This is a genomic window from Brevibacterium sp. VCM10 (assembly GCF_000583215.1).
GTDB lineage: Bacteria > Actinomycetota > Actinomycetes > Actinomycetales > Brevibacteriaceae > Brevibacterium > Brevibacterium linens.
This window is the reverse complement of record NZ_JAJB01000029.1, coordinates 1-25,677: the sequence shown is the minus strand read 5'-3', so window position 1 is coordinate 25,677 and position 25,677 is coordinate 1. Positions and strand designations below refer to the sequence as shown.

The window sequence follows — 25,677 nt, the reverse complement described above, 5'->3', positions numbered from 1 at the left end:
AGTGCCAAATGAAAAGGGCCGGAGGGCGCAGTGAGACCATGACGCAGACTAAGAATCGACACCGCGACGGCATCCGCTCGCGAGCCGGCGGCAGAGCCCGGGCGACGACGCACGGCCGGCTCAGTCGCATAGGGCTCGCGCTCTTCCTGGAACGCGGGTTCGATGAGACCACCGTCGACGATATTGTGCGTGCGGCTGGTATCGGACGCCGTACGTTCTTTCGGTACTTTCCTTCCAAGAACGACTTGCCGTGGGGTGATTTCGACTCATTGCTGCGAAGTATGCGCGAATATTTGGCGGAACTCGACGAGGATGTCCACCTGGGTGAGGCTCTGCGCAGGGCGGCCGTCGAGTTCAATCGATTCCCCCTTGACGAATTGGCACACCATCGGGACCGTATGTGGCTGCTGTTCAACGTCCCCTCCCTGATGGCGCACTCAACGCTCAGATACGCATCTTGGCGAGTAGTCATTGCGGAGTTCGTGGCCACTCGGCGGCATGTGGCCCCCAAAGATGCGTTCCCGCAAGCAATCGCCCAGGCTTGCTTGGGCTTGTGTGTGAGTGCTTACGAGCAATGGTTGGCCGATGATTCCTCGGACCTCCTTGAGCTCATCGACCGGGCGTTCAGAGCGGCGGAAACAGTGTTCGGCGGGCAGGAGGGGGTATGACGATCGTAGTAGTGGGCGCAGGCGCCTCTGGAGCGCCGTTGGCTGCCCGGCTCAGCGAGGATTCTGCGCTCGACGTCGTCTTGCTGGAGGCCGGCTCGGCTGATGGACAGATACCGCCGGAACTCCTAGACGGTTCATCGATTCGCGGAGCGATGCCGGATCATCCTGCAAACTGGGCCTACCATGGTGAGCTCACTCCCGATCGACCGTATACCGTAGCGCGGGGCCGGATCCTGGGGGGTTCGAGCACCATCAACGGCGGCTATTTCGTGCGCGCGCGGCCTGCTGATTTTCGCGCCTGGGCAGCGGTGGGAGGGCCGGATTGGAGTTTCGAGAGAGTGCTTCCCGTCCTTGAGGCACTGGAGTGTGATCGCGACCTGGGCAGGCGTCCCGGCCACGGTTCCGCGGGTCCCATGCCCGTTCAACGTCCTGTCCAGTCCGGGCGGGTCACTGCCGCCTTCCACCAAGCGGCGGAGAGTCTGGGGTTCCACTTCGAGCTGGACAAGAACAGCCCGGGAACTCTTGGGAGCGGAGCCGTCCCCTCGAATATCGTCGACGGTATTCGAGTCAACACCGCGATGGCCTATCTCGATTCAGTCCGCTCGCGGGCGAATCTTCGTATCTTTGGGGACACCCAGGTCCTTCGCGTGTGCTTCGCCAACGAGCGTGCCCTCGGGCTGGAGACGACCTCTGGATTCTTCAAAGCAGACGAGGTTGTATTGTGCGCGGGTGCCATCGGATCGGCCCATCTGCTTCTGCACAGCGGGATCGGCCCGCGTCCCATGCTCGAAGAATTGGGCATCCCGGTTGTAGAGGACCTGCCGGTAGGCGAAAACTTCAGCGACCACCCCAATGTGGCGGTCGGTTGGCGCCTTCAAAGCGACGTCCCCGCTCCAGACGACCTTGTGGCCTTTCCCGCGAGCCTCAACTTTGATTCCATGGCTTCCGAAAAACATCATCCCGACGGGGACCTGGAGATCCTGCTGTCGGCCAAATCTCTCGGGCATCTGCTGACCGGAGAGTTCCCAGGGCGGCCCGGCCGCGTCGGCTCCGGAGCGAATGACATGTCTGCGGTCGGTGCGGCCACAGGCGAAGAGATCGCCCGCCATGAGGAGTATCAGCTCATCGTAGGATTGCAGGCGCCGGAAGGGCGGGGCCGCCTCAGCTTGAGCAGTCCGGACCCTCGTCGGCAGCCTCGGATCGAATATCGATATCTGCAAGAGGCAGAGGATCGGCGGCGCTTGCGATTCGGAATCCGGACGGCCGTCGAAATCCTGCGCTCGCCTGCCTTCGAGGGGATCGTCGACGGTCTTATGGGGCTTGATGCTTGCACCCTCAGCGACGATACCCTGCTCGATGCGTGGACGCGGTCCAATCTCGGAACTGCTCTGCACACGTGTGGCACTGCTCCGATGGGGCCCGTCGTCGACGCCGCTGGCCGGGTTCACGGAGTGAGTGGTCTCCGTGTCGCCGACACTTCGATTCTGCCGAAGGTTCCGGTGCGAGGCCCCTTTGCCACAGCGGTTCTCATCGGAGAGCTGATCGGGCGTCGAATGTGCAATTGAGGCATTCGGCGTCCAGTGATCGTCGAAATTCCGGCAGGGTCACGCAGTTACGAATAGATACGCGCTGCAGGGCACCAGCGATGACGTCGGCGAGACGGTACAAGATTGTTTCCCGCCAGACGAGAAATGCTCTATTGCGTGAATGTGATGCGCCTTACGGTACCCGGGGTACGTGATTACTAGCGAAAGGGATAATGTGACTGACGAGTCCGTAGACAAAGAAGTTGCGGCAATCACGCGAAACGGGGTCCCCCATTACCGGATGTACATCGACGGTGCATGGGTGGATACGAGTGACCACTACGAGGTGGTGAATCCGGCCACCGGCGAGATCTGCGAGACTTCGGCCCGCGCCACCACCGACCATGTCGATGCGGCAGTTGCAGCCGCCGGTCGGGCGTTCGCCGAAGGCAGCTGGAGGAAAACCGATCCAGTCGAACGCGCCGCGATCTTCGATCGTGCCGCCGCGGCCCTGAGCGCCCGCACGGACGAGATCGCGACGACCGTTGCCCGCGAAACCGGCATGGCGATCCGTACCGCAGGCGCTCTGGGCGTCGGGTTCCCCATGATGCATTTACAGTACTTTGCTGATCTGACCCGCCGGTTCGACTGGACCCGCTCGGCTCCCATCGCTGGGCCAGTCCTGCATAGCGGTTACATCCGGAAGGAGCCACTGGGTGTATGCGCTGGCATCACGCCGTGGAACTTCCCCGCCAGCACGGCAGTCTGGAAATCGATCCCAGCCATGGCTGCCGGCAATAGTGTGGTTCTCAAGGTGGACGAGAAGACTCCGAGCTTCGCACTGGAGTTGGCAGGACTCCTGCACGACGCGGGATTGCCGGCCGGGGTGTTCAACGTGATCGTCGGCGATGGGCCCGTGATCGGTGAGCATCTTGTGCGCCACGACGATGTGTCTCTGATCTCATTCACGGGTTCCACAGTGACCGGTCGACGTGTGATGGCGAATGCCTCCGAGTCCATCAAGCGCGTGCTCCTCGAGCTCGGCGGTAAGAGTGCCAATGTTGTGCTCGACGATGCGGACATTGATCTCGCAGTGGACGGCGCCATCTATGCTTTCGCCCTGCACGCCGGGCAGGCTTGTGAATCGGGTTCTCGGCTTCTGCTGCCCGCATCCAAACACGATGAGTTTGTGGCCAGGCTGATCGCCCGTCTGCAAACGATGAAGATCGGCGATCCACTGGATCCGGCAACTGACATGGGAGCGGTGATGAGCCCGGCTCAGCTTAAGCGGATTCGAGACTACATTGAACTCGGCAAGGAAGAGGGTGCAACGCTGGCCTACGGAGGTGGAACTCCGTCCGGTCCGGAATTCGCACAGGGGTACTGGGTGGAGCCCACGGTGTTCACCGGTGTCAGCAATGGAATGCGGATCGCCCAAGAGGAGATCTTCGGCCCGGTGCTGTCGGTGATCACCTATGACTCGGTCGACGAAGCTGTCGAGATTGCCAACGACAGCGCCTATGGGCTTGCCGCAGGAGTGTGGAGCACGGACAACGCCAGGGCGATCGCCGTGGCCGAAAGACTTGAGGCCGGATCGGTGTGGATCAATGACTGGCACAACATGTCGCAGTACCTGCCCTTCGGCGGGTACAAGCAGAGTGGCATTGGCCGTGAACTCGGTCCGGATTCGCTCGAGGAGTTCACACAGGACAAATCCATCACAGTGGACCTCTCTGGCGACCTGAGCAAGCGGGCCTACGGGATCGTACTCGGCACGCCGCCCAGCTGAAGCCTCACCGAAATGCGTTTCCTCAGCAAAAACGTTCGAACATTTCACTGACGAAAGGAATACGAAAAATGGGTACTCTCGAAGGCAAAGTGGCCTTTATCACCGGGGCAGCACGCGGTCAGGGACGCGCGGAGGCCATTCGCTTGGCTCAGGAGGGCGCAGACATCATCGGCATCGACGTCTGCGGGCCGATCGAGACGAGCGTTGCGCCGCCGTCGAGCCGCGAGGAGCTGGAAGACACTGCTCGGAAGGTCAAGGAACTCCATCAGCAGATGGTCATCGCCGAATGCGATGTCCGTGACTTCGAGGCTCTGAAAGGTGCCTTGGAGGAAGGCGTGCGTCAGCTCGGCCGTTTGGACATCGTCGTCGGCAATGCCGGGATGTGGAACTACGGGTTGTGTGAAGACATCTCCAATGACCAATGGGATACGGTGCAGGACATCGTTCTCAAGGGTGCCTGGCACACGGCGAAGGCAGCGATCCCGATCCTCAAGCAGCAGGATGAAGGTGGGTCGATGATCTTCACCACTTCGTCAATGGCGAGCATTGCCGCCCCGCATATGTCTCCGTACTGCGCCGCAAAGCACGGCGTCTACGGCCTGATTAAGACTTGGGCGCTGGAACTCTCGCCGCAGCAGATCCGGGTCAATGGGGTCGGACCGACCACCGTGAGCACCCCTCTGATCCACAATGACCCGACCTATGCTCTGTTTGCCCCGGATGTGCCCGAAGGTGAGCGGACGCGAGAGAACGTGGCGTCTCGTTTCGCTACAGTTCCTGCGTGGGACGTCCCATGGATCGAGCCGGAAGACATCGCCAACGCCGTTGCTTGGTTGGCCTCGGACGAGGCGCGATATGTGACCGGCTTGGACTTGCGTGTCGACGCCGGGCAGATGTGGAACTGACCTCCATGTGAGAAGGAGCGGGGCATCGGACGAGCGATCCGGTGTCCCGCTCCTTCACGTGCATGCTGATTGCTGCCTGCGAGCACATTTCCGAAAGCGGACCGGGCTCGACAACGACGCTTTCAGCAGTACCGCTGACCGTGCACCATCCTCGGAGGACACGGCGCAGTGCGTCACGGCCCATGAAGCTCGAGAATGGACACGTCAGTCGTGTAGTCGCGCAGCAACTTCGATCACGGATTTGTCGGTCCTGACTTCCCTGCGGGCCAGTTGACTGTCCTAAAAGTGCTGGGCACAGTGACGCCCCGAAATCAGCACCCCGCAGCGTTCGGTGGTTCGCGGCTATTGAGTCCGAGTGTCGTGCGAGTGATGAAGAGTATCTTCGGGTTCATCGAATCGATCAGCATCTCGTGCGAACCATGCTCGTTCCTCACTCGCGTGGGCTCACCGATCTACTCCACCAAGCCTGGAGGCTGAGAGAGGCCCTGCTCCTTCGTTCGAGTGCGCCCACGAGAGCGGAGCACGCGAGTTCAGTCGCGAATAGCGGAGAACATGAGCACCGCAGCGGTCGTCGGCGTCTCGGTTCGATTGCTCCACGAATGTTTGGTGCCACGCTGGACCAGGGTGTCTCCCGGGCCGAGCACGGTCACGCTGTGGTCCTGCATCACGGCGGTGAGCTCGCCGCTGAGCACGGTCACGATGTCGACGCTCTCGGTGAAGTGAAGACCGGGGATGCCGTCGGCCTCTTCCGGTGCAACCATGCCGGGCAGAGGACCGTTCGCGTCGGCGAACCCGGCGTCCAGGTCACGTTCCGAATCGGGTCGGAAGGTGACGATCCGATAGACGAACCCGTTGTCATCGGGTGAGGTGCGCACACCGCCCTCGAGTCCGTCCCCTGCGGACATGTGAACAGGCACCGAGCCGGATCTCCAGATCTCGCATTTGGTATTGGCGTCGCTGCTGTGTCGCACAGGCGTATTCCGGTCCTCGACGATGTACGACTTTCCGTCGTCGTCGACGCCGGTGACGATGCGACGAGCTTCGGCGGCTGTGTAGTCCTCGAACATGTTTGACTCCTATTCCCCGTATGGGCGAAGAGAGACGACTTCCGTGTCGTCTCATCGGCCCACACCAACGATGTGACAGTGTCTCCGGCCGCCGTCGGCACTGAAAGCCGAGCGACGCGATGATCGTGGCGGGCCACAATCGCTTCGTGGAACTCCGACTCCTCTCATCTGCCCATCGACGCTGATATCCAGATTTAAAATATAATACACGGAAACGTCGCGCGGGTCACGGACTTCAGATGCCTTCCGACGGTCCGGGAGGGTGAGGGGCGGCGAGCCGCCGGGCGGCCTTGATCACGCTCGCCCGTTTCGTATCGTCGTCTCCGTCTGCTTCGGTGAGCATGCGTGCGACCTGAGGCATCGCCACCCAATAGCCTGCCAGCGCGACCAGCAGGAAGTGGAGGGTTCCGGCCGGAACGGTCGCATTGAGGGCGCCGTCGGCCTGCCCTGTGGCGAACGTCTCGGTGATCCGCTGGTAGTGATCTCGGCGGAGGCTCTCCTCGGGAACTTCGTCGGCATAGAACAGCCCCTCCCAGAGCAGGAGGCGGACGAGATGGGGGTGTTCGAGATGGTAGTCGAAGACTTGGCCAGCGAACCGGCTCACGGCGTCCGGCGTCGGGGTGGTCAAGGGAATGGCCTCGGCGAGGGCGGCGAGTTCATCGCGCAGCACTCGCGCGAACAGGCTGGGTTTGCTGTCGAAATAGTTGTAGATGCGCTCCTTGTTGACGCCGGCTGCCTTCGCAATCCTCTCGACCGTTGTCCCGGCTGGTCCATTCGCCGCGAACTCGGTTGTCGCCGCCGCAAGGATCTTCCTCTTGGTGTCCTCGGTGTCCCACGTCATGTCTCGGCTCCTCGCCAATCTCCAACGACATCGTTGTTTTCTGTGGCTGATAATACGATGATTATTACCAACGTTATCGTTGGTGGTTGGATGACCATACCCTGCGGCTTCGCCTGTTCCACGGGCACCTCGGCTCGCCTCCCACCCGTCATTCGATTCTCTTCGTCCTCGACCCGGCTGTGCCGGGATGAAAGGTGGCTGATGTCAGACAGCGCTCGAACCGGTTCATTGTCCTCCGGCGTCTCGCGGGGGATGACGCTGCTCTTCGCCATCGCAGGCGGGGCCGCCGTGGGCAACCTCTACTGGGCTCAGCCCCTGCTGAATACGATTGCGGACTCTTTCGGCATATCGATGAGCCTGGCGTCGCTCGTGGTCACCGTCACGCAGGTGGGCTACGCGATCGGGATCTTCCTCCTGGTACCGCTCGGGGACACGGTCAATCGCAGGAAAGTCATCCCGGCGATGATGCTCCTGACCGTGCTTGCGCTCCTTGCCACCGGTCTCGCCCCCTCATTTCCCGCGCTGCTGGCCGCTGTCGCGCTGCTGGGTGTCACCACCGTCGCCGGTCAGTTCCTCACCCCGCTGGCGGGTGACCTGGCGACCGATGAGCAGCGAGGCCGGGTCCTCGGCACCGTGGCTTCGGGCCTCATGCTCGGGCTGCTGATCGCTCGGGCAGTGAGCGGCATCGTCGCCGAATTCCTCGGTTGGCGAGCGATCTACTTCGCAGCGGCGGTGCTCATCCTCATCCTCGCGGTCACCATGGCACGCACGATTCCTGATCTGGAGCCGCGTGCCCAGGTTCCCTATGGCAAGCTGCTGGCCTCGGTCGTGCGCACCGTCGTCACGGATGGTCGCGTCCGGATGACCATGATGCTCGGCTCTCTCACATTGTGCGTCTTCACGATGTTCTGGACGGGACTGACGTTCCTGCTCGCCGCGGACCCGTACTCGTACTCGACCGGTCTGATCGGGCTCATCAGCCTGGTGGGTGTCGCCGGGGCCGTTGCCGCTCAGCGTGCCGGGCGCCTCTACGACCGCGGTCACTCCTTGCTGGGCATCGGCATCGGGCTGCTGACAGCGCTCCTCGCTTTGGCGCTCACGGGAATCTGGGGAACGTCGATCATCGTCGTCATCGTCGGCATCGCGCTGTTCTCCATCGGTTCGCAGTCCGTGCAGGTGCTGGTGCAGACACGCATGCTCTCGATCGATCCGTCCGCGCGCAGTCGTCTGAATACCGTGTTCATCGTCGCCAACTTCATCGGCGGTGCCATCGGCGGTGCCCTTGCCGGATGGTTCTGGCAGCTCGGAGGGTGGCCGGCGCTGATGATCGCCGCCGGGGCGATCGTGGTGCTGACCCTGCTCGTCTGGCTCGCGCAGTGGATCGGCGCGCGAAGGAACTGAGACGACTGCGGCGCCGACAGCAGCAGACCCCTCGAACTCGCCGAGGGGTCTGCTGCTGTCGGGTCGGACTCTACTCCTCCGGTGCGGCCGGGACGACGGCGGTACCCGCCCATCTGTCCACGGCCCGCGCGGCCGTGTCGACCTGGGAGTCGGCACCGTTCTCGGCCAGGAGCAGCTGGTAGAGCTCCCGGCTGAGGGCACCGTAGAAGCTCGGCACGCCGCTCTGACGCGCGAGCTCGCCGGCGAGGCGGACGTCCTTGTGGGCGAGCCCCATCGTGAATCCGGGACAGAGGTCTCCCCTGAGCATGCGTGGGCCGAAGCTCTTCTCGAGGAACGCATTGCTGCCCCCTCCGGCGGTGAGGATCTCGTGCGCCGTGCGCGGATCGACGCCGTTCTTGTCGGCCAGTGCCAGTGCCTCGAGTGAAAGGAGGCGCTGGGTGTGGGAGAGAAGGTTGTTCGCCAGCTTGATGACCTGTCCGCAGCCGATTCCGCCCGCGCGGAAGATCTTGGGGCTGATCGCCGTGATGGTCTCCTCAACCCGGGAATAGGTCTCGTCCTCGGCGCCGACCATGATGGCGATCGTTCCGGCCCGAGCTGCGGTGACGCCGCCGCTGACCGGGGCGTCGACGAAACCGATGCCTGTTTCGGCCAGGCGTCGGGCGAACTCTCGAGTCGCCGGAGGATAGCCGGTGGTCTGGTCGACGATGATCGCCCCCGCCCGTAGCGTCGAGGCGATGCCCTCGTCTCCGAACAGGACCAGCTCTACGAGGTCACTGTTGGGCAGGCAGAGGAAGACGATGTCGGAAGCGGCGGCCACCTCGGCGCCGGAGTCCGTCGGCCGGGCTCCGCGTTCCGCGAATGCCTCGACGAGCCCGGTGTCCTTGTCGTAGACGGTGATCTCCCGGGATTCGAGAAGCCTTCCGGCCAGTGCCCCTCCCATGTTCCCCAGTCCGATGTAGCCGATTCTCATCGCTGCTCCTCTCCGCCGGCGAAGTCCGCGTACTCCTCATCCGTGACGTTCTCGAGCCACGTGTTCGAGGTGGCGGGGTCATCCCCGAGCTCGATGAGAGCGAGATGCTCCATGAAGCTGTTCGGCGCCGCTCCGTGCCAGTGCTCTTCTCCCGGCGGGGTGTAGACGGTCTGGCCGGCGTGGACCTCGATGACGGACTCTCCGCGCGACTGCATCCGCGCGATTCCCGCTACGACATGGAGATACTGGCCCTTCGCATGCGAGTGCCAGGCTGTCCTGGCGCCTGGGGCGAAGCGGACTCTGCCGGCGATCATGTGCTGATCGACTTCGATGGGTGCGACGAACGTCTCCGACCACACTGGGCCGACGGCTCTTTCCGGTCCGGTCCGGGTGGGTGCTGCGGTGCCGAGAATGCGCACATGGCTCCTTCGTCGAATGTGTTGAATCTTGCAAAATGTGCTATGTATAAAATAGGATACATCCGGAAAGTGATCCGAGCCACATGTTCGTTCGATCCGCCGCTCGCCGTCGAGCGGCTCACCCGAAAGTCCCCCAATGGAGAGGAACTTGCGATGAGATTCGCGCCCAAAGCCCTTGCTGTCACGAGCGCACTCGCTCTGAGCCTGACCGTCACCGCCTGCGCGCCCGTCGGCAGCGGAGACGGCGGCGGAGAGAAGTCCGACGCCACCGCCGCCTACGAAGACGCGCAGAACATGTCCGATGGCGAGCGGATGGACAAGATCGTCGAAGCCGCGGAGAAGGAAGGCAAGGTGAGCGTCTTCCTGCGCTCGGATGTCGTGTTCGAAGACATTGAGAAGGCCTTCGAAGACAAGTACGACATCGATCTCACGATCCACAATCCGGGTCTGCCCACCGCCGTCTACCAGCAGATTGCCGAGAGCTCCGAAGCCGGGCGTCAGCAGGCCGATGTGGTCGAGACCTTCTCTTACGAACTCGAACTCGTCTATCCCGAGGAGAACCTCGTTGCCGAGATGCCGAAGTTCATCACCGAGGCGAGCACTGATCCGAGTCTCGCGGGCAAGTATTCGGTCGGTTCATTCCAGTACCCGTTCATCCCGATGTGGAACACGAAGGAGATCACCGGTGGCGACGTTCCGAAGTCCCTGACCGATTTCGCGGATCCCGTGTGGAAGGGCAAGATCGTCATGGCCAAGGGCGATTTCCTGTGGAGCTGGTACAAGACCTGGTTCGAATACCTGACCGAGGAGAAGGGCATGAGCGTCGACGACTTCGAGAAGCTCATGCTCGGCATCGCCGAGAACGCGAGCGTCACCGACAGCTCCAATCCCGCGGCACAGGGCATAGCCTCCGGTCAGTACAAGGGCGGTCCGAACCTCGCTCTCACCGCCGGACAGAAGCTCGGCGGCAACGCACCCGTGGCCTGGGAGCCCGCCATGGAACCCGTCGTCACCGTTCCCCTCAGCACCTCGCTGATCAAGGACGCGCCACATCCGAATGCGGCCATGGTCTTCGCCGACTGGTATGCCTCCGAGGGAAGCGACATCATCGAGAAGGAACAGTTCGTCCAGCAGAACCCGCAGGAGAAGGATCTCGAGGGCGCCGATATCAAGAGCACCGACCTGACGAAGATGGACATGGACGACATCGATGAATGGCGGCATGCCTTCGAGAACCTCACCAGCGGCAAGAAGGACATCCTCCCGGAGTCGGTCCGTGACAGCTGAGACGCTCACCCCCCGAGGCGGACCCGGCCCGGCGGGGGAGGAGCCGACGCGGACGCGACCGCGACGATTCGGGGTCAAACACCTCGTCTACCTCGTGGTGTTCCTCATCATCGCCTACCTGGTCATCTCTCCGGTCTTCTATCTGCTCGCAGCAACGTTCATCGACGACACGGGCTTCACGCTCGACGCCTTCGTGCGCGCCTTCGGCGATCCCGGGGCTCTCCGACTGGTCGCCAACACCGTGATCTTCTCCGTAGGCTCGGCGATCATCGCCCTCGTCCTGGGAACCGCGCTGGCGTACCTGCAGGCGCGCACTGACATCAGGATGAAGGGACTGCTGTTCGCCGCCTCCCTCATGCCGCTCGTCCTTCCCGCGGTGGTCTACGCCGTGTCCTGGGTGTTCCTCTACGGCGGCGAGGTCGGAATCGTCAGCAGCACCCTCGTCGCGCTGTTTGGCTCTTCCCCGCTCTCGGCCTATCGCCTCCCGGGAATGATCACAGCCAGTGGCCTCCACCTGGTTCCTCTGGTGTTCCTGTTCATGGTGCCCGCATTCCGGGCGATGGATCCCTCCCTCGAGGAGGCGGCCCGGGTCGCGGGAGCGAACTGGTGGACGGTGACGCGCGCGGTGACGCTCAAGCTCATCAGGCCGGCGCTCTCGAGCTCCGCGATCATCGTCCTGGTGCTCGGACTCGAATCCTTCGAGATGCCGCAGATCCTGGGCGAGAGCAAGGGCGTGAGCGTCTTCACCAGCCGGATCTACTTCCTGATGAACGGCTATCCGACCGACATCGGCGCAGCCGGAGCCGTGAGTATCGCGCTCATGGCGATCGCCGTGCTGCTCATGTACGGCACCGGTGCCGGCGGCGGCTCGCGCAAGGAGCACCAAACGGTGACGGGCAAGGCGTTCAAACCCGTCACGGTCTCCCTCGGCAAAGTCCGCCCGATCGTCAACATCGGAGTTTTTCTCTACTTCCTGGTCGCAGTCGTGCTGCCGATCGTAGCCCTGCTCTACGTCTCGCTCATCCCCTTCTACAGCACACCGAGCTGGGACACCCTGTTCTCCCTGAGCATTGACAACTACGTTCAGCTGTCCAAAGTCAGGGGCATCGGCCCGGCCATCCTCAACACCGTCGTCATCGCGCTGGTCTCGGCCACCGCGACGATGATCCTGACCACTTTCGCCGCATGGTTCGTCGTCCGCTCGACGCTCTTCGGGCGCCGGATCCTCGAGTTCCTCACCCTGGTCCCGCTGGTCGTCCCCGGGCTCGTCCTCGGCCTCGGCATGATGGCGGTCTATCTGCGTTCGCCGCTGCCGATCTACGGCACGGTAGTCATCCTCATGATCGCCTACATCACTCGCTTCATGACCTACGGCATGCGCTACGCCTCCTCGGCGATGACGCAGATCGGCAATGAGCTCGAGGAGGCCGCCCTCGTCAACCGCGCGGGCTGGCTGACGAGTTTCCGACGGATCCTCGTTCCCCTCGCGGCACCGGGCATCCTCTCGGGGTGGATCTTCGTCTTCCTCGTGTCCTTCCGCGAGCTGGCGAGCACAGTGCTGCTGGCCGGACCGAACTCCGAGGTGCTCTCGGTCATTCTGTTCCGGCAGTACGGCGAAGGGACGTTCGGCGTCGTCGCCGCCCTGTCGATCGTCATGGTCGCCATTCTCAGCCTCATCGTGGGCCTCGCCTATTGGATCGGGTCGCGCTTCGGCACCCGTATCGAACTCTGACCCGAAAGGTTTCGCACATGTCAATGTTGTCGGTGCAGGGATTGCACAAGTCATACCGGGGGACAGCAGAACCCGGAGAAGCCGAAGGGCGCGGCTCGCACACCTCGGTGTCCGTGCTCAAGGACGTCTCCTTCGACGTCGAACCCGGGGAGCTCTTCACCCTGCTGGGGCCATCGGGCTGCGGAAAGTCGACGACCCTCAGGTCGATCGCGGGGCTCGAAACCCCGGACACGGGAGAGATCACGATCTCGGATCGCACGGTCTTCTCCGGCCGGGACCGTGTCGACCTCGAGGCGAATCGACGTCAGCTCTCGATGGTGTTCCAGTCCTACGCGATCTGGCCGCACCTCAATGTGTTCAAGAACGTCTCGTTCCCGCTCGAGGTGCAGAGGTCGAAGAACAAGCTGTCGAAGAAGCAGATCGCCGAGAAGGTCGAGGCCGCACTCGACGCCGTCGACCTCGGCGGGATGTCGGGTCGTTCGGCGACGAAGATGTCCGGCGGGCAACAGCAGCGGCTCGCCCTCGCCCGCGCGCTCGTCACCGAGCCCGAGCTCATCCTGCTCGACGAACCGCTGTCGAACCTCGACGTCAAGCTCCGGGAGTCCATGCGACTTGAGCTCAAGCGTCTGCAGCAGCACCTCGGGCTGACCTCTGTCTACGTCACCCACGACCAGGGTGAGGCGCTCGCTCTGTCCTCGCGGATCGCGGTGATGAACAAGGGGGAGATCATCCAGGTCGGCACACCTCGGGAGATCTACCAGGACCCGAACAGCCTCTTCGTCGCCCAGTTCGTCGGCACTTCGAACGTCCTCAACGGCACGGTCGAGAGGATCGAGGGGGAAACGGCGATCATCGGCAGCCCGGAGGGACGGGTGGCGAGCAGCAGCTGGCGCGATCTCACCGTCGGGGATCCGGCGATGCTGATGATCCGGCCGGAGGACGTCACCGTCTACACCGTGTCCGAGACGCCGGCCGAAGCCAACGGCTGGAAGGGCACGGTCCTCGCGGGGGCCTACATCGGCGAGGCAGTCGACTACGTTGTCGATGTCGCGGGCACGGAGATGAATTGCCGGGTCGATCCGAGAGAACACGGCAGGACCGGCACCGAGGCCTTCCTCCATGTCGCGCCCAACCACGTCCACGTCCTCCCGGTGAGTGCCTGAGATCGCACCACGCCGGCGGGAGTGAGAGTCCGAAAGGCCCCGGAACCCCGAGGCGGGATCGCGGGCAGCCCGCTGAATGCACAGGACCCCGATCCACACGGATCGGGGTCCTGTGCGCTGTCGGGCGAACTCAGAACTCGATGACCGCCTTGCCACGAGTCTGTTTGTCGAACTCGCGGTACGCCTCCGCACCCTGGTCGAGCGTCCACTTGTCGGTGAAGATCGCGTCCACGTCGACTCCGTGCCTGGCGACGAACCTGGCGCAGTCAGCCATCCCCGTGCTCGAGAAGGTGTACGAGCCGAAGACGGACACCTGCTTGAGGATGAGATCGCGTCCGGCATCGACGGTGTAGTCGCCGCCGAGGCCGACCAGCGCCAGCCGTCCCCACGGCTGCAGGCTCTGTGTCGCCTGCGACCGCGCCACGGGCGATCCAGACACGTCGAGGGCAGCGGTGACGCCGTGGCCGTCCGTGAGATCGCGAATCGCCTCGATCGGGTCGACCTCGGCGCCGTTGATCGCATGGATCGCTCCCAGATCCTGCGCCGCCTTCAGACGATCGGGGGAGATGTCGATGACGATCGGCTCGCATCCGAGCGCCCGGGTGAACTGGACGGCGGAGAGGCCGATCGGGCCCAGCCCGAAGATCGCCACTGTGTCCATTCCCGTGATGCTCGCCTTCCGGATGGCTCCGTAGGCGGTGCCGGTCCCGCAGGCGATGGCAGCTCCGGCGACGAAGGAGACATCGTCGGGCAGGTGCACCAGCGTCGAGGCAGGGGCCGCCATGAGGTTGCTGTGACCGCCGTGGGCGGAGGCTCCGTAGATCTTGGCACCTCGTTCGCACATCTGATTCCACCCTGTCCGGCAGAATTCGCAGACATCGCACCCCTTGTAGTGGAACTGCATCACGCGATCGCCGACGGCGAAGGTGTTCGGGTCCACATTGCTGCCGACCTCGACGATGACACCACAGGGCTCGTGCCCGCCGATGATGGCCGGGATCTCCGCTCCGGCCTTCTGTGATTTCTCATCGAAGCCGAACGATGCCAGTGCAGAGCCGGGCGGATCACGATAGAACTTGAGATCGCTTCCGCACATCCCCGAGGCTTTGATTTCTATGATGACTTCATCGGGACCAGGCGTCGGGTCGGGGAACTCGCGAATGGAGACTTCGCGGTTCCCATCGAATACCAAACCACGCATGGCTCACACTCCTCAGCGAGTTCCGGCCATCATCGTCGCGATGATGAGCACAGGTTCGTCGGTGCGGTTGCTCCAGATATGCTTCACACCGCGGTTCACTATCGTGTCGCCGGGCTTGAGCAGGGTCTCCTGATCCTCGAGGACAGCATAAAGTTCGCCCTTGATGACGGTGACCACATCGATCGTGTCGGTGTGGTGCCACACTCCCTGCGAGTTGTCGCCCTCGGAGTCGTGGGTATCGCCTCCGTGAAAGGCATCGAGGGAGGCTGCATAGCCTTCGGCATCGAATTCGCTGTCGGGAGGAAAGCTCGCAAGACGAATGACGAGTCCGTTGTCAGGCGGATTGATCACCGGCTCGTCGCCCAGTGAAGCAGGTGCCAGAACGTTCTGCGGGAGAGAGTCGAACTGCCACAGCTCCATCACGGTGAAGCCCGGTTGTGCGGTCCTGACCTCGGTGTTCTTGTCGTCGAGAATGGTCGATTTGCCGTTCTCGCCGAGCCCGGTGATGACCGTCCGTGCCTGGGCGTTGAGATGTTCTCCACTCATGACTACTCCTTTGTATGTGTTTGCACTGAGCCACCTTTGGCTTCTCCGATTCAGCGTGTCTGATGCGCGTCGGCGAGTGCTCACCGGCGAGATGTTCCACACTGTACGAAGAATGTGACAAAAAACACAATATATAATGCAAACTGCACCGTCAAGAGCGAAGGTCGATCGATTTCCTCGCTCAGGCCGGCTGACGGAAGATCGTCTTCGACTCGAGATAGGCGTCGAGGCTGCCCGGGCCGAGCTCACGTCCGAGGCCGCTGCTCTTCACCCCGCCGAAGGGTGTTTCGATCGGCAGGGTCGAGCTGTTGACCCCGACGCTGCCGGTTTCGAAACGGCGGGCGATCGCGGTGGCCCTCTCGGCATCGGGGGAGAATACGCCGCCGCTCAACCCGAACTCGGAGTCGTTGGCGATGGCGACCGCCTCGTCGACGGTGTCGTACGGCATGACGACGAGGACCGGTCCGAAGATCTCCTCGCGGGCGATGCGCATATCGTTCGTGACATCGACGAACAGGGTCGGCTCGACGTAGTAGCCCGATTCGAGGCCTGCCGGGCGGCCGCCGCCCGTGACGATCCTCGCGCCTTCCTCCACGCCGAGGCGGATATAGGACTCGACCCGGTCCCGCTGAGCGGCGTTGACGAGGGGACCGTGGAGGTTCGCGGGATCGGTGGGATCCCCCATCGGGATGTCTTTGAGTGCTCCGGCGAGGAAGTCGACGATCTCCTCATAGCGGGCCCGAGGCGCGAAGATGCGGGTGAAGGCGCGGCAGGTCTGTCCCGTATTCGGGGTGCATCCGGAAAACACGAAGGGACGGAACGCCTCGAGGTCGACGTCCTCGAGCAGGATCGCGGCCGATTTGCCGCCGAGCTCGAGGGTGACGCGCTTGAAGTCCTGGGCGGCGGCCGCTCCGATGGCCCGCCCGGCCCTGGGTGAGCCGGTGAAGGCGATCTTGCGGACTCCCGGGTTCGCGACGAGCTCGGCACCGGTCTCCCGTCCGCCGGTGACGATGTTGACGACGCCGGCGGGCAGGTCGGCGGCCTCGAGCACCTCGGCGAAGAGATAGGAATCGAGAGAGGTTTCGGCAGCGGGTTTGAGGACGACGGTGCAGCCGGCCGCCAACGCAGGTCCGATCTTCCAGGCCGCCAGCGGCTGTGGTCCGTTCCACGGTGTGATCGCGGCGACCACCCCGACGGGGTCGAGGCGAACCACGGCGTCGCCGCTCGCCGTCTCGACCAGGCTCTCGGGTTCGAAGCTCTCCGCGAGATCGGCGAAATACCGATACTGGATGGGCACCTGCGAGTGCATCGCGCGGGCGATGCTGATCGGGGTGCCGTTCTGCTGGCTGGTGATCGAGGCGATGCCCTCCGCACGTGCCTCGAACTCGTCGGCGATCCGGCGGAGCACCTCGGCGCGCTCCCGCGGATCACGGTTCGCCCAGGTGGGTCCGGCGGCCTTCGCCGCCACCACGGCGGCGTCGATGTCGATCGCATCGGCGTCCGGGATGGAGCCGAGCTCCTCCTCCGTCGCGGGGTTGACGACCGGGATCCTGGCTGTGGAATGCGGCGGAACCCAGGTTCCGTCGATGAACAGCTGGGACTTGTGATTCGACATGGACTCTCCCTGAGGCAGTGGTGGTTCGGAGGTCGGCGGACCCGGCCGCCGACCTCGGGTTCAGGCGTTCGGCCGCAGCAGCCCGGTGAGGGCGGAGACATCCGCGACGGATTCGAGCGCGAACACCTTCTCCACGATCTCCTCGGCGGCCGAGTCCGAGATGACGTCCTCGACGTTGTGCCGGAACTTCGCGATCAGCTGCTCGTCGGTCATATAGGTCTCCGGCTCCGGGGACGGGCTGCCCTTGGGGTAGTTGCGCTCGCCCTCGAAGGTCTGCCCATTCGCGATGACGCGGACCTTGGACTTCCGCGCGGCGGGGTTCGAGGCGAGCATCGAGGCGTGGTCGGGGTGAGGCTCGAAGTGGGACCGCTCCATCAGTGACATCACGGACGGATCGAGGATCTTCTCGGGGTCCTGCCAGTCCTTTCCGGGCGCGATGTTGTGCGCTGCCAGTGCGAGGCCGTGGGTCATGGAGAACTGCGCGTCGCGGGGGTTGCGGATGTCCTCATTGACCCAGGTGGGCTGTTGGACGAAGCTCTCGCCCCAGGCGGTGATGTCCTCGATCTCCTCGGGGCGCAGGTCATTGGTGTCGACGATCGAGATGAGCTCGTCGAAGATCGCGTGCATCACCCGGCAGTGCGGGTAGGGCTTGAACGACTGGAACGGGGCGAAGGTCCAGGTGGCGCCGAGTCCTTCAGTGATCGGCGCCGGCTCCCAGCGTGAGGTGCCGATGAATCGGGGGAAGCCGTACTCCCGGTCATCGAGCATCTGCCGGTCGCCGGTGTGGCCCAGCTCGGCGAGGTTCGCCGCGGTCACGGTGGCCATGGCGAGTCCGCCGGCCAGCTGGTACTTGATGGTCGTCGCCGGCGCGTGCATCATCCAGGCGCGCTGGGTGTTCGTCGGCACGGTCGACCCCATGATTCCCAGGGCGTCAGCCATGGTGTCCGCGTCGAATCCCTTGACCACGCCGATTCCTGCGGTGCCGCCGAAGGATGTGCTGGAGTAGCCGATGACCTTGGGGATCGTCACGATCCCGTCCTTGATGTCGCGCAGATAGTCCGTCGCCTTGCCGATCCGGAAGGACATCTCATGGGAGACCGCGATCGCCGTGAGCAGCGCCTGTCCGGAGGTCCGACCGGCCTCGGCGGTGGCGAGGATTCCGGGCACGACATACGGGGAGACGTGTCCTGGAGGGAGCACCGCATCCTGGTCGAGGGCGTTGACGAGTTCGGCATTGGCGAACGCCGCAGCGGGGACAGTGGTGGAGGTTCCGGTGCCGAGGATCGAGGCGGGTCCGGTCTCGCCGCCGATCATCTTCGCATAGGCGACTCCGCGGTTCGCGTTCTCGTCGTCGAGCGAGGCGAGTGCGCAGCCGAAGGAGTCGAGCAGAATGCGCTTCGACTCCGAGGCGATCTCGGCAGGCAGCGGATTCTTCGGCGCCTCTGCGGCGAACTGTGCGAGTTCTTCGACAATAGTGGCCATCGGTGGATACTCCTTCGTAACGTGTGCCGGCTTCTCCGTAGCATTCGGGCCAGTGAGGCCCGTGACCTGCAGTGCGTGTTCTGCGATGCTGCCGCTCGGCTGATATGTTAAATATTATATTAGCCGCGGATGCTCCGAAGGTCGAGAGGCGAACCGGAGGCGCTCGGCTCGGCGCCACTCCGTTGCCGCTGTGACGGGCTTGATCGCACGGTGCCACTCGTTCCAGGAGAATGGAGAACCCCAATGTCGGGGATGCCGACGCCCTTGCTCAAACCGGCGCTCTTCTTCGCGGTCGGCACCTATTCGGTGCTGCAGGCGATCGTCATGCCGGTCGTGCCGGAGATCACCCGCCGTTTCGACTCGACTCCGGCCGAGGCCGCTTGGATCGTCTCCGGTTTCCTCATCACGGGTGCGGTGGTTCCGCCGATCGCGGGCAGGGTCGGCGACCTCATCGGCCATCGGCGAACGCTCATGCTCACCCTGTGCCTCTTCGTCTTCGGCGTCGTGCTCGCTGTGCTGGCGCAGTCGATGCTCGTCCTCGTCATCGCCAGGATGATCCAGGGGCTGGGTTCGGCGTTCATCTCGCTCGGCCTGTCAATCGCAAAGACGTCCTATCCGCCCGATAAGGTCGCGGGCGCCGTCGGCATGATCTCGACGACGATGGCCGTCGGCAGCGGGCTGGGGCTGTCGCTGTCCGGCCTCATCACAACGTTCCTCGGCTATCACGCGATCTTCGTCATCCCCCTGATCTTCTCCGTCGTCGCGGTGGGTCTGCTCATTCCCCAGCTGGGGCACGACGCGCCGAGGCGGCCGGGCCTCGGGCGCATCAACTGGCTCGGCGGGGCGTTCTTCATGCTCGGTCTCGCCTTGGTGCTTCTTGCCATCACCAGCGGAAATCTGTGGGGCTGGATGAGTGCGCGGACGGTTCTCAGCATGGCGGGCGGCCTCGTCGTCCTTGCCCTGTGGGTGTTGGTGGAAGGACGAGCCGGCTCGCCGCTCATCGACCTCCGCCTGTTCGCGTCGAGGGACATCCGGCGCGCGGGATATTCGACTCTGCTCCTCGGCGGCCTGGCCTTCGCGACCTACAACCTCATTCCCATGTTCCTCGGCAGTTCGGACGGGGGTCTGGACCTCGGCACCGCGGCCAACGGACTCGTCATGCTGCCGATCTCGGTCGGGACCCTCGTCGTCGGACTGTTCGCAGGACGGCTGAGCGAGCGCTTCGGCGCGCGTGGGCTGTTCCTCCTCGGCGCTGGGGTCAACGTCGTGGTCCTGTCAGCCGCCTTCGTCGTTCACGAGTCGGTGCCGGCGGTGATGGCCCTCGAGCTCGTCCATGGCATGGCGGTCGGGGCCGCGTGGGCCTCCTTGCCGGCGATCATCATGTTGTTCGCTCCGCCGGACGCTTCGGGTGTGGCAGCGGGGATCTACAACACTTTGCGCGCCGTGGGGGGTGCGGTCGGTGCGCAGATCATGTTCGGCATCATGAGTTCCGGGGGCACCGATCCGAGCGCCGACGTGTTCGCACATGCCCTCGCATTCATCGTGGGGCTGACCGTCGCTGCACTGCTGTGCGCCCTGTTCCTGGGCAGCGGAAGAAGGGGCCGGTCGGGCCGGTGAGGATGCCGCACGAACCCACGGTGTCACTACTTTCCCGAACCGAATATATAGTATATGATTAAGTGATCGAGAAGGCATCCCGAGCGGCGTTTCGACGAGGACCGCACCGCTGACGGAGGAGCCGCCGCGAAATCATTCCACGAAGGTGAGGAAGCATGAAGCAAAGGCCATTGGACGGCATCAGGATCCTGGAGATCGGCGGATACATCTCATTGCCGCTCGGCACGTCACTGCTCTGTTCCCTGGGCGCCGAGGTGGTCAAGGTGGAGAAGCCGCAGGTCGGGGAGGACTTCAGGCGGCACCAGAATGATGAGAGCCCGTATTTCCGTCAGTACAACCACGGCAAGCGGAGCCTCTCCATCGATCTCAAGAAGCCAGAGGCCATTGATCTCGTCAAGTCGCTGGTTCCGAAGTTCGACGTCGTGATGGAGAACCTCCGGCCCGGAAAGATCGATGCGCTCGGCCTCGGCGCCGACGTCTGCCGCGAACTCCGGCCCGACATCGTGTTCGGCTCGGTCACCGGCTTCGGGGCAAGCGGGCCACTCGCCGACCGTCCGGCCTACGACACGATCGGCCATGCCTTCGGCGGGCTGTATTCGATCTGGGGTGAAGAGGGCCATCCCCAGCTCGCCGGTGGACTCTCCGCTGACCTCATCACGGGCATCACGGTGGCCACCGGTGTCCTCGCCGCACTCTTCGGCCGGGAGAGGACGGGCCACGGCCAGCGCTTCGAGACGTCGATCATGGAGGCGGTGAGCGTGCTCACCACCGACAGCATCACGCAGGCGTTCGAGCTGGGATTCGATCCGACTCGGACGAGCAGGCATCCGCAGGCGCAGAACTTCTGCGTGCCGACGTCGGACCACAAATTCATCGCCGTTCACCTGTCGTCGTCGCAGAAGTTCTGGCAGTCGCTGTGTCGGGCCATGGACCGCTGGGATCTGGCCGAGGATCCGAGATTCGCCGAATATCGGCCGCGCGAGGCGAACTACTTCGAACTCGCGCCGATCGTCGAGAAGCGCTTCAGCACCCAGGACTATGCGCATTGGGAGCGGGTGCTCAAGGAGAATGATGTGCCCTTCGCCCCGGTGCTGTCGATCAGCGGGTATCTTCAGAACGAGCAGATTCGGCATCTTCAGATCGCCGATGAGCAGGAGGACGGACTTTCGCTCGTGCGGGCCCCATGGCAGTTCGACGGAGAGCGTCCCGAACGCCGCGGGCGAGCCCCGAGGGTCGGCGCAGACACCCGCTCGGTGGCCGGTGAGGCCATCGGTGAGCAGGAGGTGGATGACCTGATCGCCTCCGGTGTCCTCTGGGCCGACGAGGAATGACGGTCGAGGGCCGCGGCGAGCACGTCGCGGCACCAAGAATTGCGGCCGCGACCCACGGGTGACGACCGCGTCCGAGAGAATGGAGAAGTCATGCTGAGATTTGACGGAAGAGTCGCCTTGGTCACCGGTGCCGGACGGGGCCTTGGTCGTGCCTACGCCAAGTACCTCGCGAGTCGCGGAGCGCAGGTCGTGGTCAACGACCTCGGCGGCTCTGCCGTGGGTGTGGGGGCCGATTCGGCGCCCGCGCAGGACGTCGTCAAGGAGATCGAGGCCGAAGGCGGGCATGCCGTGGCGAACTTCGACAATGTCGCCGAGGCACCCGAAGCGATCGTGCGAACGGCGATCGACGAGTTCGGTCGGCTCGACATCGTCGTCAACAATGCGGGCATCAACCGTTCCGAGAACTTCGGCAAGAACTCTCTCGAGATCATCAAGCAGCACATGTCGGTGCACTTCTTCGGCGCCGCCGGGGTGACCGCTGCGGCCTGGGACCACCTCGTCGCCAGCGGTGTAGGACGCGTCATCAACGCCTGCTCCCCGACTCTTGTCGGTTTCGAGAACCAGACCCCCTATGTATCGGCCAAGGGTGCGATCTTCGCCTTCACGCGGACGCTGGCGATGGAAGCGCTCAAGGTCGGCATCAGGGTGAATGCGATCGCGCCGACGGCGGCAACCCGGATGTCCGACGAGATGGACGCGCCGGAGGAGTTTAAGCAGTTCATGCGCGACAACTACCCGCAGTCGCTGGTGGCGCCGGTCGTCGCCTATCTTGCGCATGAGGACTGCGCGATCACGGGTGAGACGATCCTTGCTCAAGGGGGAGAAGTGCAGCGCCTGAGCCTGAGTGAGACGACCGGCATGCTCGACAAGGACCTCACTCCGGAAGCGGTGGCTGAGAACATCGAGACGATCCTCGATCCGGGAACGAGCACGCCCATCGGATTGGTCGGCGCAGAGGGCACCAAAGATGCGCTGAGCATGCCGTAGTGATACTGCGGGAGACGGGGAGGGGCCGATTGCGCGAGCTCTTGCCCGGACTCGTTGGCTAATATAATATATTAAATGAGTTCGGCGATATCGTCGGAGAATCGAAATCGGACCGCAATGCTGCGGTCGACGTGAGGAGAAACCAATGGCAGGGATGTACTTCGAAGAATTCGAGCCGGGTCAGGTCATCGACCACGAAGTGCGCCGGACGGTGACGGAGACCGACAACGTCCTGTTCAGCACACTGACGCTGAACATGGCGCCGTTGCACCTCGACGCCGAATACAGCAAGGATTCCATCCACGGTCAGAGGTTGATGAACAGCCTGTTCATCCACGGACTCGTGTGCGGAATCTCGATGCACGAGACCACTTACGGGACGACTCTCGGCAATCTCGGGTTCAGTGAGACGAACTTTCCGAAACCGGTGTTCCACGGCGACACGATTCGGGTCCGTACCGAGATCATCGCCGCGAGAGAGTCGAAGAGCAGGAACGACTCGGGCATCGTGACCTTCAAGCACCTCGGCATCAACCAGCGAGACGAAGTCGTCTGCGAAACCACTCGAGTCGGGCTGATGATCAAGAAGTCCTCGCTCGAGACCGACGACTGAGACTCACCCGCCCCACGGCCGCGACGACCCAAAGGAGAGACCATGGCTGAAGAAGAAGAGAACACGATCGAGATCGTCCGGACGGCGGTCCGGGAACTCGCTCGCAAGTTCGATCACGAATACTGGCTGAACAAGGACACGAATCACGAATATCCCTGGGAGCTCGTGCGTGCCCTCGGTGAGGGCGGCTGGCTGGGAATCATGTTCCCCGAGGAGTACGGCGGCCTCGGCCTCGGCCTGCAGGAAGCCGCCGTGATGATGCACGAGATCGCCGCGTCGGGCGCCGGCATGGCGGGCGCCTCCGCCATCCACTCCTATGTGTTCCCGCCCGCTCCGCTCGTCAAGTACGGCTCGGAGGAGATGAAGCAGAAGTACCTGCCCAAGCTCGCCACCGGTGAGATGCTCACGGCCTTCGCTCTCACCGAGCCGACAGCCGGCGTCGACACCTCGCGGATCACCACCAAAGCCGAGAAGACCGAAGGCGGCTGGCTGCTCAACGGTCAGAAGGTGTTCATCTCCAACGCCGCCAATGCGCAGCGCATGGTGGTCCTGGCACGCACCTCGCCTCGCGACGAGGAGCACCCTCTGCGCGGGATGACGATGTTCTTCGCCGAGAAGAACGACAGCATGACTCTGCGTGAGATTCCCAAGCTCGGCCGGGCCGCTGTCGATACGAACGAGGTCTTCATCGACGATCTCTTCGTCGCCGACGAGGACGTCATCGGTGAGGTCGGCAAGGGATTCCACTACATCATCGATGGACTCAATCCGGAGCGAGTCTGCGTAGCGATGGAGGGCATCGGAATCGGTCGGGCCGCGCTGGAGATCGGCGTCGACTATGCGAAGAATCGCATCGTCTTCGACCGGCCGATCGGCAAGAACCAGGCGGTCGCCCATCCGCTGGCCGATTCCTGGATTCGGCTCGAAGCCGCCGAGCTCGCCTCGATGAAGGCAGCGAAGCTGTTCGACGAGGACAAGCCGTGCGGTCCGGAGTCGGCCGTGGCCAAGTACCTCGGCGCGGAAGCGGGATTCGAGGCCTGTGACCGGGCCTTCGGCACTCTCGGCGGCTATGCCTATGCCAAGGAGTACCACATCGAACGCCTGTGGCGCGAGGTTCGTCTGCTGCGCAACGCGCCGTTCTCACAGGAGATGGTCCGCAACTTCATCTCCCAGAATGTTCTCGGCATGCCTCGTTCCTACTGAGCCGAGACCAACCGACCGCCGAGGCGGCTCCCGTACGAGTGATCGGGGGCCGCCTCGGTCATATATGTGTGAGGCTCTCCCGAGCGGGAGCCGTCGCCGAGATACGAAGGAGGGTGTCATGAGCGGATCGCTCAGTGGAATCAAGGTGCTCGTCCTCGCGGGCATGGGACCTGTCCCATTCATCTCAATGCTCCTGGCCGACCACGGCGCCGAGGTGGTGCGCGTGACCCGGCCGCGGAATCGATCGGCCAGGGCGCTGACCCAGACCGAGGGACTGACGCCTGAGCGCGATGTCGTCGAGCGCGGGATCGAATCCGTCGAGATCGATCTCAAGGCCCCCGAAGGACGCGAGACAGTCCTGCGTCTGGCCGCCTCGGCGGATGTGTTCGTCGAGGGCTTTCGGCCGGGCGTCGTCGAACGCCTCGGCCTCGGGCCCGGGGAGGTGAGAGCGCGCAACGAACGCATCGTCTACGCTCGGCTGACCGGCTACGGCCAGACCGGACCGCGGGCGAAGCAAGCGGGCCACGACATCAACTACGTCGCCCAGTCGGGGGTGCTCTCGGCACTCGGTCGGGCCGATGCGGCCCCGTTCCCTCCCATCAACCTCCTCGGCGACTATGCGGCCGGCGGTGCCGTCGGTGCCTTCGGCGTGGCTGCGGCGCTTGTGAGCGCACAGCGGACGGGCCAGGGGCAGGTTCTCGACATCGCCATGCTCGACGGTGCCGCCCTCCTGACGGCGAAGCTGCACGGGCTGCGCGCCTCCGGCCTCCACTCCGACGAGAGGGGGACGAATTTCCTCGACGGAGGCGCACCCTTCTACGACACCTACGAATGCGCGGACAGACGATATCTTGCGGTGGGCGCGCTGGAGCCGGACTTCTACCGGGAATTCATCGACCGCCTCGGCGTGGATACGGACGATTGGCCAGCCCAGTCGGACCGTGCGCAGTGGCCGAGGCTGCGAGAGCTCATCGCCTCCGCGGTGGCGGCCCGTCCGCTGTCCGAGTGGAATGAGGTCTACTCAGGCACCGATGCCTGCGTCACTCCTGTCCTCAGCTTCGCCGAGGCGGCGGCCGACGAGCACAATCGAGCGCGCGGAATCTATTCTGAGGTCGCAGGCGCCCTTCACCCGGCGCCGGCGCCGAAGTTCTCCGGGACTCCTGCGCCGACGCCGGCGGCTCCGAATTCCGCACACCTCGATGCGGGCGAGCTTCTTCGCGAATGGGAGCGTGCCTGAGCCGCGGCCTCGCCCGGACGCTTGACCATGCGGGAGCGGAGGCTCTGCCGATGAGGGAACTCCTGCCTCCGGATGCG

22 protein-coding genes are annotated in these 25,677 nt (G+C 63.9%); 14 read left to right on the top strand and 8 right to left on the bottom strand.

The genetic code is table 11. The features are described 5' to 3' along the window. Positions 1-38 precede the first annotated feature (38 nt). From mftR to AD89_RS0108675, 4 genes are all read left to right on the top strand, one after another. On the top strand, positions 39-668 hold the full coding sequence (mftR, locus tag AD89_RS0108690) for a mycofactocin system transcriptional regulator (protein WP_025778212.1): 630 nt from the start codon (positions 39-41) through the stop codon (positions 666-668). Continuing rightward, on the top strand, positions 665-2,233 hold the full coding sequence (locus AD89_RS0108685; protein WP_025778211.1) for a GMC family oxidoreductase: 1,569 nt from the start codon (positions 665-667) through the stop codon (positions 2,231-2,233). Before mftR ends, AD89_RS0108685 begins: the two co-directional genes overlap by 4 nt. Before the next feature lie 196 nt (positions 2,234-2,429). Next, complete coding sequence (locus tag AD89_RS0108680) at positions 2,430-3,983, top strand: aldehyde dehydrogenase family protein (RefSeq protein ID WP_197021729.1); 1,554 nt, start codon at positions 2,430-2,432, stop codon at positions 3,981-3,983. Positions 3,984-4,051: 68 nt separating this feature from the next. After that, complete coding sequence (locus AD89_RS0108675; protein ID WP_025778209.1) at positions 4,052-4,888, top strand: mycofactocin-coupled SDR family oxidoreductase; 837 nt, start codon at positions 4,052-4,054, stop codon at positions 4,886-4,888. Between the two features lie 530 nt (positions 4,889-5,418). Here the strand turns inward: AD89_RS0108675 and AD89_RS0108665 are convergent. Continuing rightward, positions 5,419-5,955: a hypothetical protein gene (locus AD89_RS0108665; protein ID WP_025778208.1), complete on the bottom strand. Its 537-nt coding sequence runs from the start codon at positions 5,953-5,955 to the stop codon at positions 5,419-5,421. Between the two features lie 235 nt (positions 5,956-6,190). Next, positions 6,191-6,796 (bottom strand): TetR/AcrR family transcriptional regulator, encoded by a 606-nt coding sequence (locus AD89_RS0108660; RefSeq protein WP_025778207.1) that lies wholly within the window; start codon positions 6,794-6,796, stop codon positions 6,191-6,193. 201 nt (positions 6,797-6,997) lie between these two features. On the opposite strand from AD89_RS0108660, the gene AD89_RS0108655 reads away from it, so the two are divergent. After that, the gene (locus AD89_RS0108655) at positions 6,998-8,197 is read left to right on the top strand and encodes an MFS transporter (RefSeq protein WP_025778206.1); all 1,200 of its coding nucleotides are present in this window, start codon (positions 6,998-7,000) and stop codon (positions 8,195-8,197) included. Between the two features lie 70 nt (positions 8,198-8,267). Here the strand turns inward: AD89_RS0108655 and AD89_RS0108650 are convergent, their stop codons facing one another. Both AD89_RS0108650 and AD89_RS0108645 read right to left on the bottom strand, forming a co-directional pair. Continuing rightward, complete coding sequence (locus AD89_RS0108650; protein ID WP_025778205.1) at positions 8,268-9,167, bottom strand: NAD(P)-dependent oxidoreductase; 900 nt, start codon at positions 9,165-9,167, stop codon at positions 8,268-8,270. Next, entirely contained in the window at positions 9,164-9,586 is a 423-nt protein-coding gene (locus AD89_RS0108645; protein WP_025778204.1) for a cupin domain-containing protein, read from the bottom strand. Before AD89_RS0108645 ends, AD89_RS0108650 begins: the two co-directional genes overlap by 4 nt. A gap of 153 nt (positions 9,587-9,739) precedes the next feature. On the opposite strand from AD89_RS0108645, the gene AD89_RS0108640 reads away from it, so the two are divergent. Genes AD89_RS0108640 through AD89_RS0108630 form a run of 3 tightly spaced genes read left to right on the top strand, consistent with a single transcriptional unit; the run spans position 9,740 to position 13,768 of the window. Further along, the gene (locus AD89_RS0108640) at positions 9,740-10,873 is read left to right on the top strand and encodes an ABC transporter substrate-binding protein (protein ID WP_025778203.1); all 1,134 of its coding nucleotides are present in this window, start codon (positions 9,740-9,742) and stop codon (positions 10,871-10,873) included. Beyond that, positions 10,863-12,605 (top strand): ABC transporter permease, encoded by a 1,743-nt coding sequence (locus AD89_RS0108635; RefSeq protein ID WP_025778202.1) that lies wholly within the window; start codon positions 10,863-10,865, stop codon positions 12,603-12,605. Before AD89_RS0108640 ends, AD89_RS0108635 begins: the two co-directional genes overlap by 11 nt. A gap of 17 nt (positions 12,606-12,622) precedes the next feature. Next, positions 12,623-13,768 carry an ABC transporter ATP-binding protein gene (locus AD89_RS0108630; protein WP_197021728.1) on the top strand — a complete coding sequence of 382 codons (1,146 nt, stop codon included), beginning with the start codon at positions 12,623-12,625 and terminating at the stop codon, positions 13,766-13,768. Positions 13,769-13,898: 130 nt separating this feature from the next. On the opposite strand, the gene AD89_RS0108625 is transcribed toward AD89_RS0108630, so the two are convergent. The 4 genes from AD89_RS0108625 to AD89_RS0108610 all read right to left on the bottom strand — a co-directional run bounded on the left by AD89_RS0108625 (position 13,899) and on the right by AD89_RS0108610 (position 18,612). Beyond that, complete coding sequence (locus AD89_RS0108625) at positions 13,899-14,969, bottom strand: zinc-dependent alcohol dehydrogenase family protein (RefSeq protein WP_025778200.1); 1,071 nt, start codon at positions 14,967-14,969, stop codon at positions 13,899-13,901. Between the two features lie 12 nt (positions 14,970-14,981). Then, the gene (locus tag AD89_RS0108620; protein WP_025778199.1) at positions 14,982-15,515 is read right to left on the bottom strand and encodes a cupin domain-containing protein; all 534 of its coding nucleotides are present in this window, start codon (positions 15,513-15,515) and stop codon (positions 14,982-14,984) included. Between the two features lie 181 nt (positions 15,516-15,696). Then, on the bottom strand, positions 15,697-17,130 hold the full coding sequence (locus AD89_RS0108615) for an aldehyde dehydrogenase (RefSeq protein WP_025778198.1): 1,434 nt from the start codon (positions 17,128-17,130) through the stop codon (positions 15,697-15,699). 60 nt (positions 17,131-17,190) lie between these two features. Next, positions 17,191-18,612, bottom strand: coding sequence for an MmgE/PrpD family protein (locus tag AD89_RS0108610; protein ID WP_025778197.1), 1,422 nt, complete (start codon positions 18,610-18,612; stop codon positions 17,191-17,193). Between the two features lie 252 nt (positions 18,613-18,864). Here AD89_RS0108610 and AD89_RS0108605 point away from each other — a divergent pair, with 252 nt between their 5' ends. The 6 genes from AD89_RS0108605 (at position 18,865) to AD89_RS0108580 (ending at position 25,600) form a co-directional block, all read left to right on the top strand. Next, positions 18,865-20,229, top strand: coding sequence for an MFS transporter (locus AD89_RS0108605; RefSeq protein WP_197021727.1), 1,365 nt, complete (start codon positions 18,865-18,867; stop codon positions 20,227-20,229). Positions 20,230-20,384: 155 nt separating this feature from the next. Next, positions 20,385-21,560, top strand: coding sequence for a CaiB/BaiF CoA transferase family protein (locus tag AD89_RS0108600; RefSeq protein WP_025778195.1), 1,176 nt, complete (start codon positions 20,385-20,387; stop codon positions 21,558-21,560). 90 nt (positions 21,561-21,650) lie between these two features. Next, positions 21,651-22,547 (top strand): SDR family NAD(P)-dependent oxidoreductase, encoded by an 897-nt coding sequence (locus AD89_RS0108595; RefSeq protein ID WP_025778194.1) that lies wholly within the window; start codon positions 21,651-21,653, stop codon positions 22,545-22,547. A gap of 145 nt (positions 22,548-22,692) precedes the next feature. Continuing rightward, complete coding sequence (locus tag AD89_RS0108590) at positions 22,693-23,160, top strand: MaoC family dehydratase (RefSeq protein ID WP_025778193.1); 468 nt, start codon at positions 22,693-22,695, stop codon at positions 23,158-23,160. Between the two features lie 42 nt (positions 23,161-23,202). Continuing rightward, on the top strand, positions 23,203-24,363 hold the full coding sequence (locus tag AD89_RS0108585) for an acyl-CoA dehydrogenase family protein (protein WP_025778192.1): 1,161 nt from the start codon (positions 23,203-23,205) through the stop codon (positions 24,361-24,363). A 118-nt stretch (positions 24,364-24,481) separates the two neighbouring features. Continuing rightward, positions 24,482-25,600 carry a CaiB/BaiF CoA transferase family protein gene (locus AD89_RS0108580; protein WP_025778191.1) on the top strand — a complete coding sequence of 373 codons (1,119 nt, stop codon included), beginning with the start codon at positions 24,482-24,484 and terminating at the stop codon, positions 25,598-25,600. Positions 25,601-25,677: the final 77 nt, after the last annotated feature.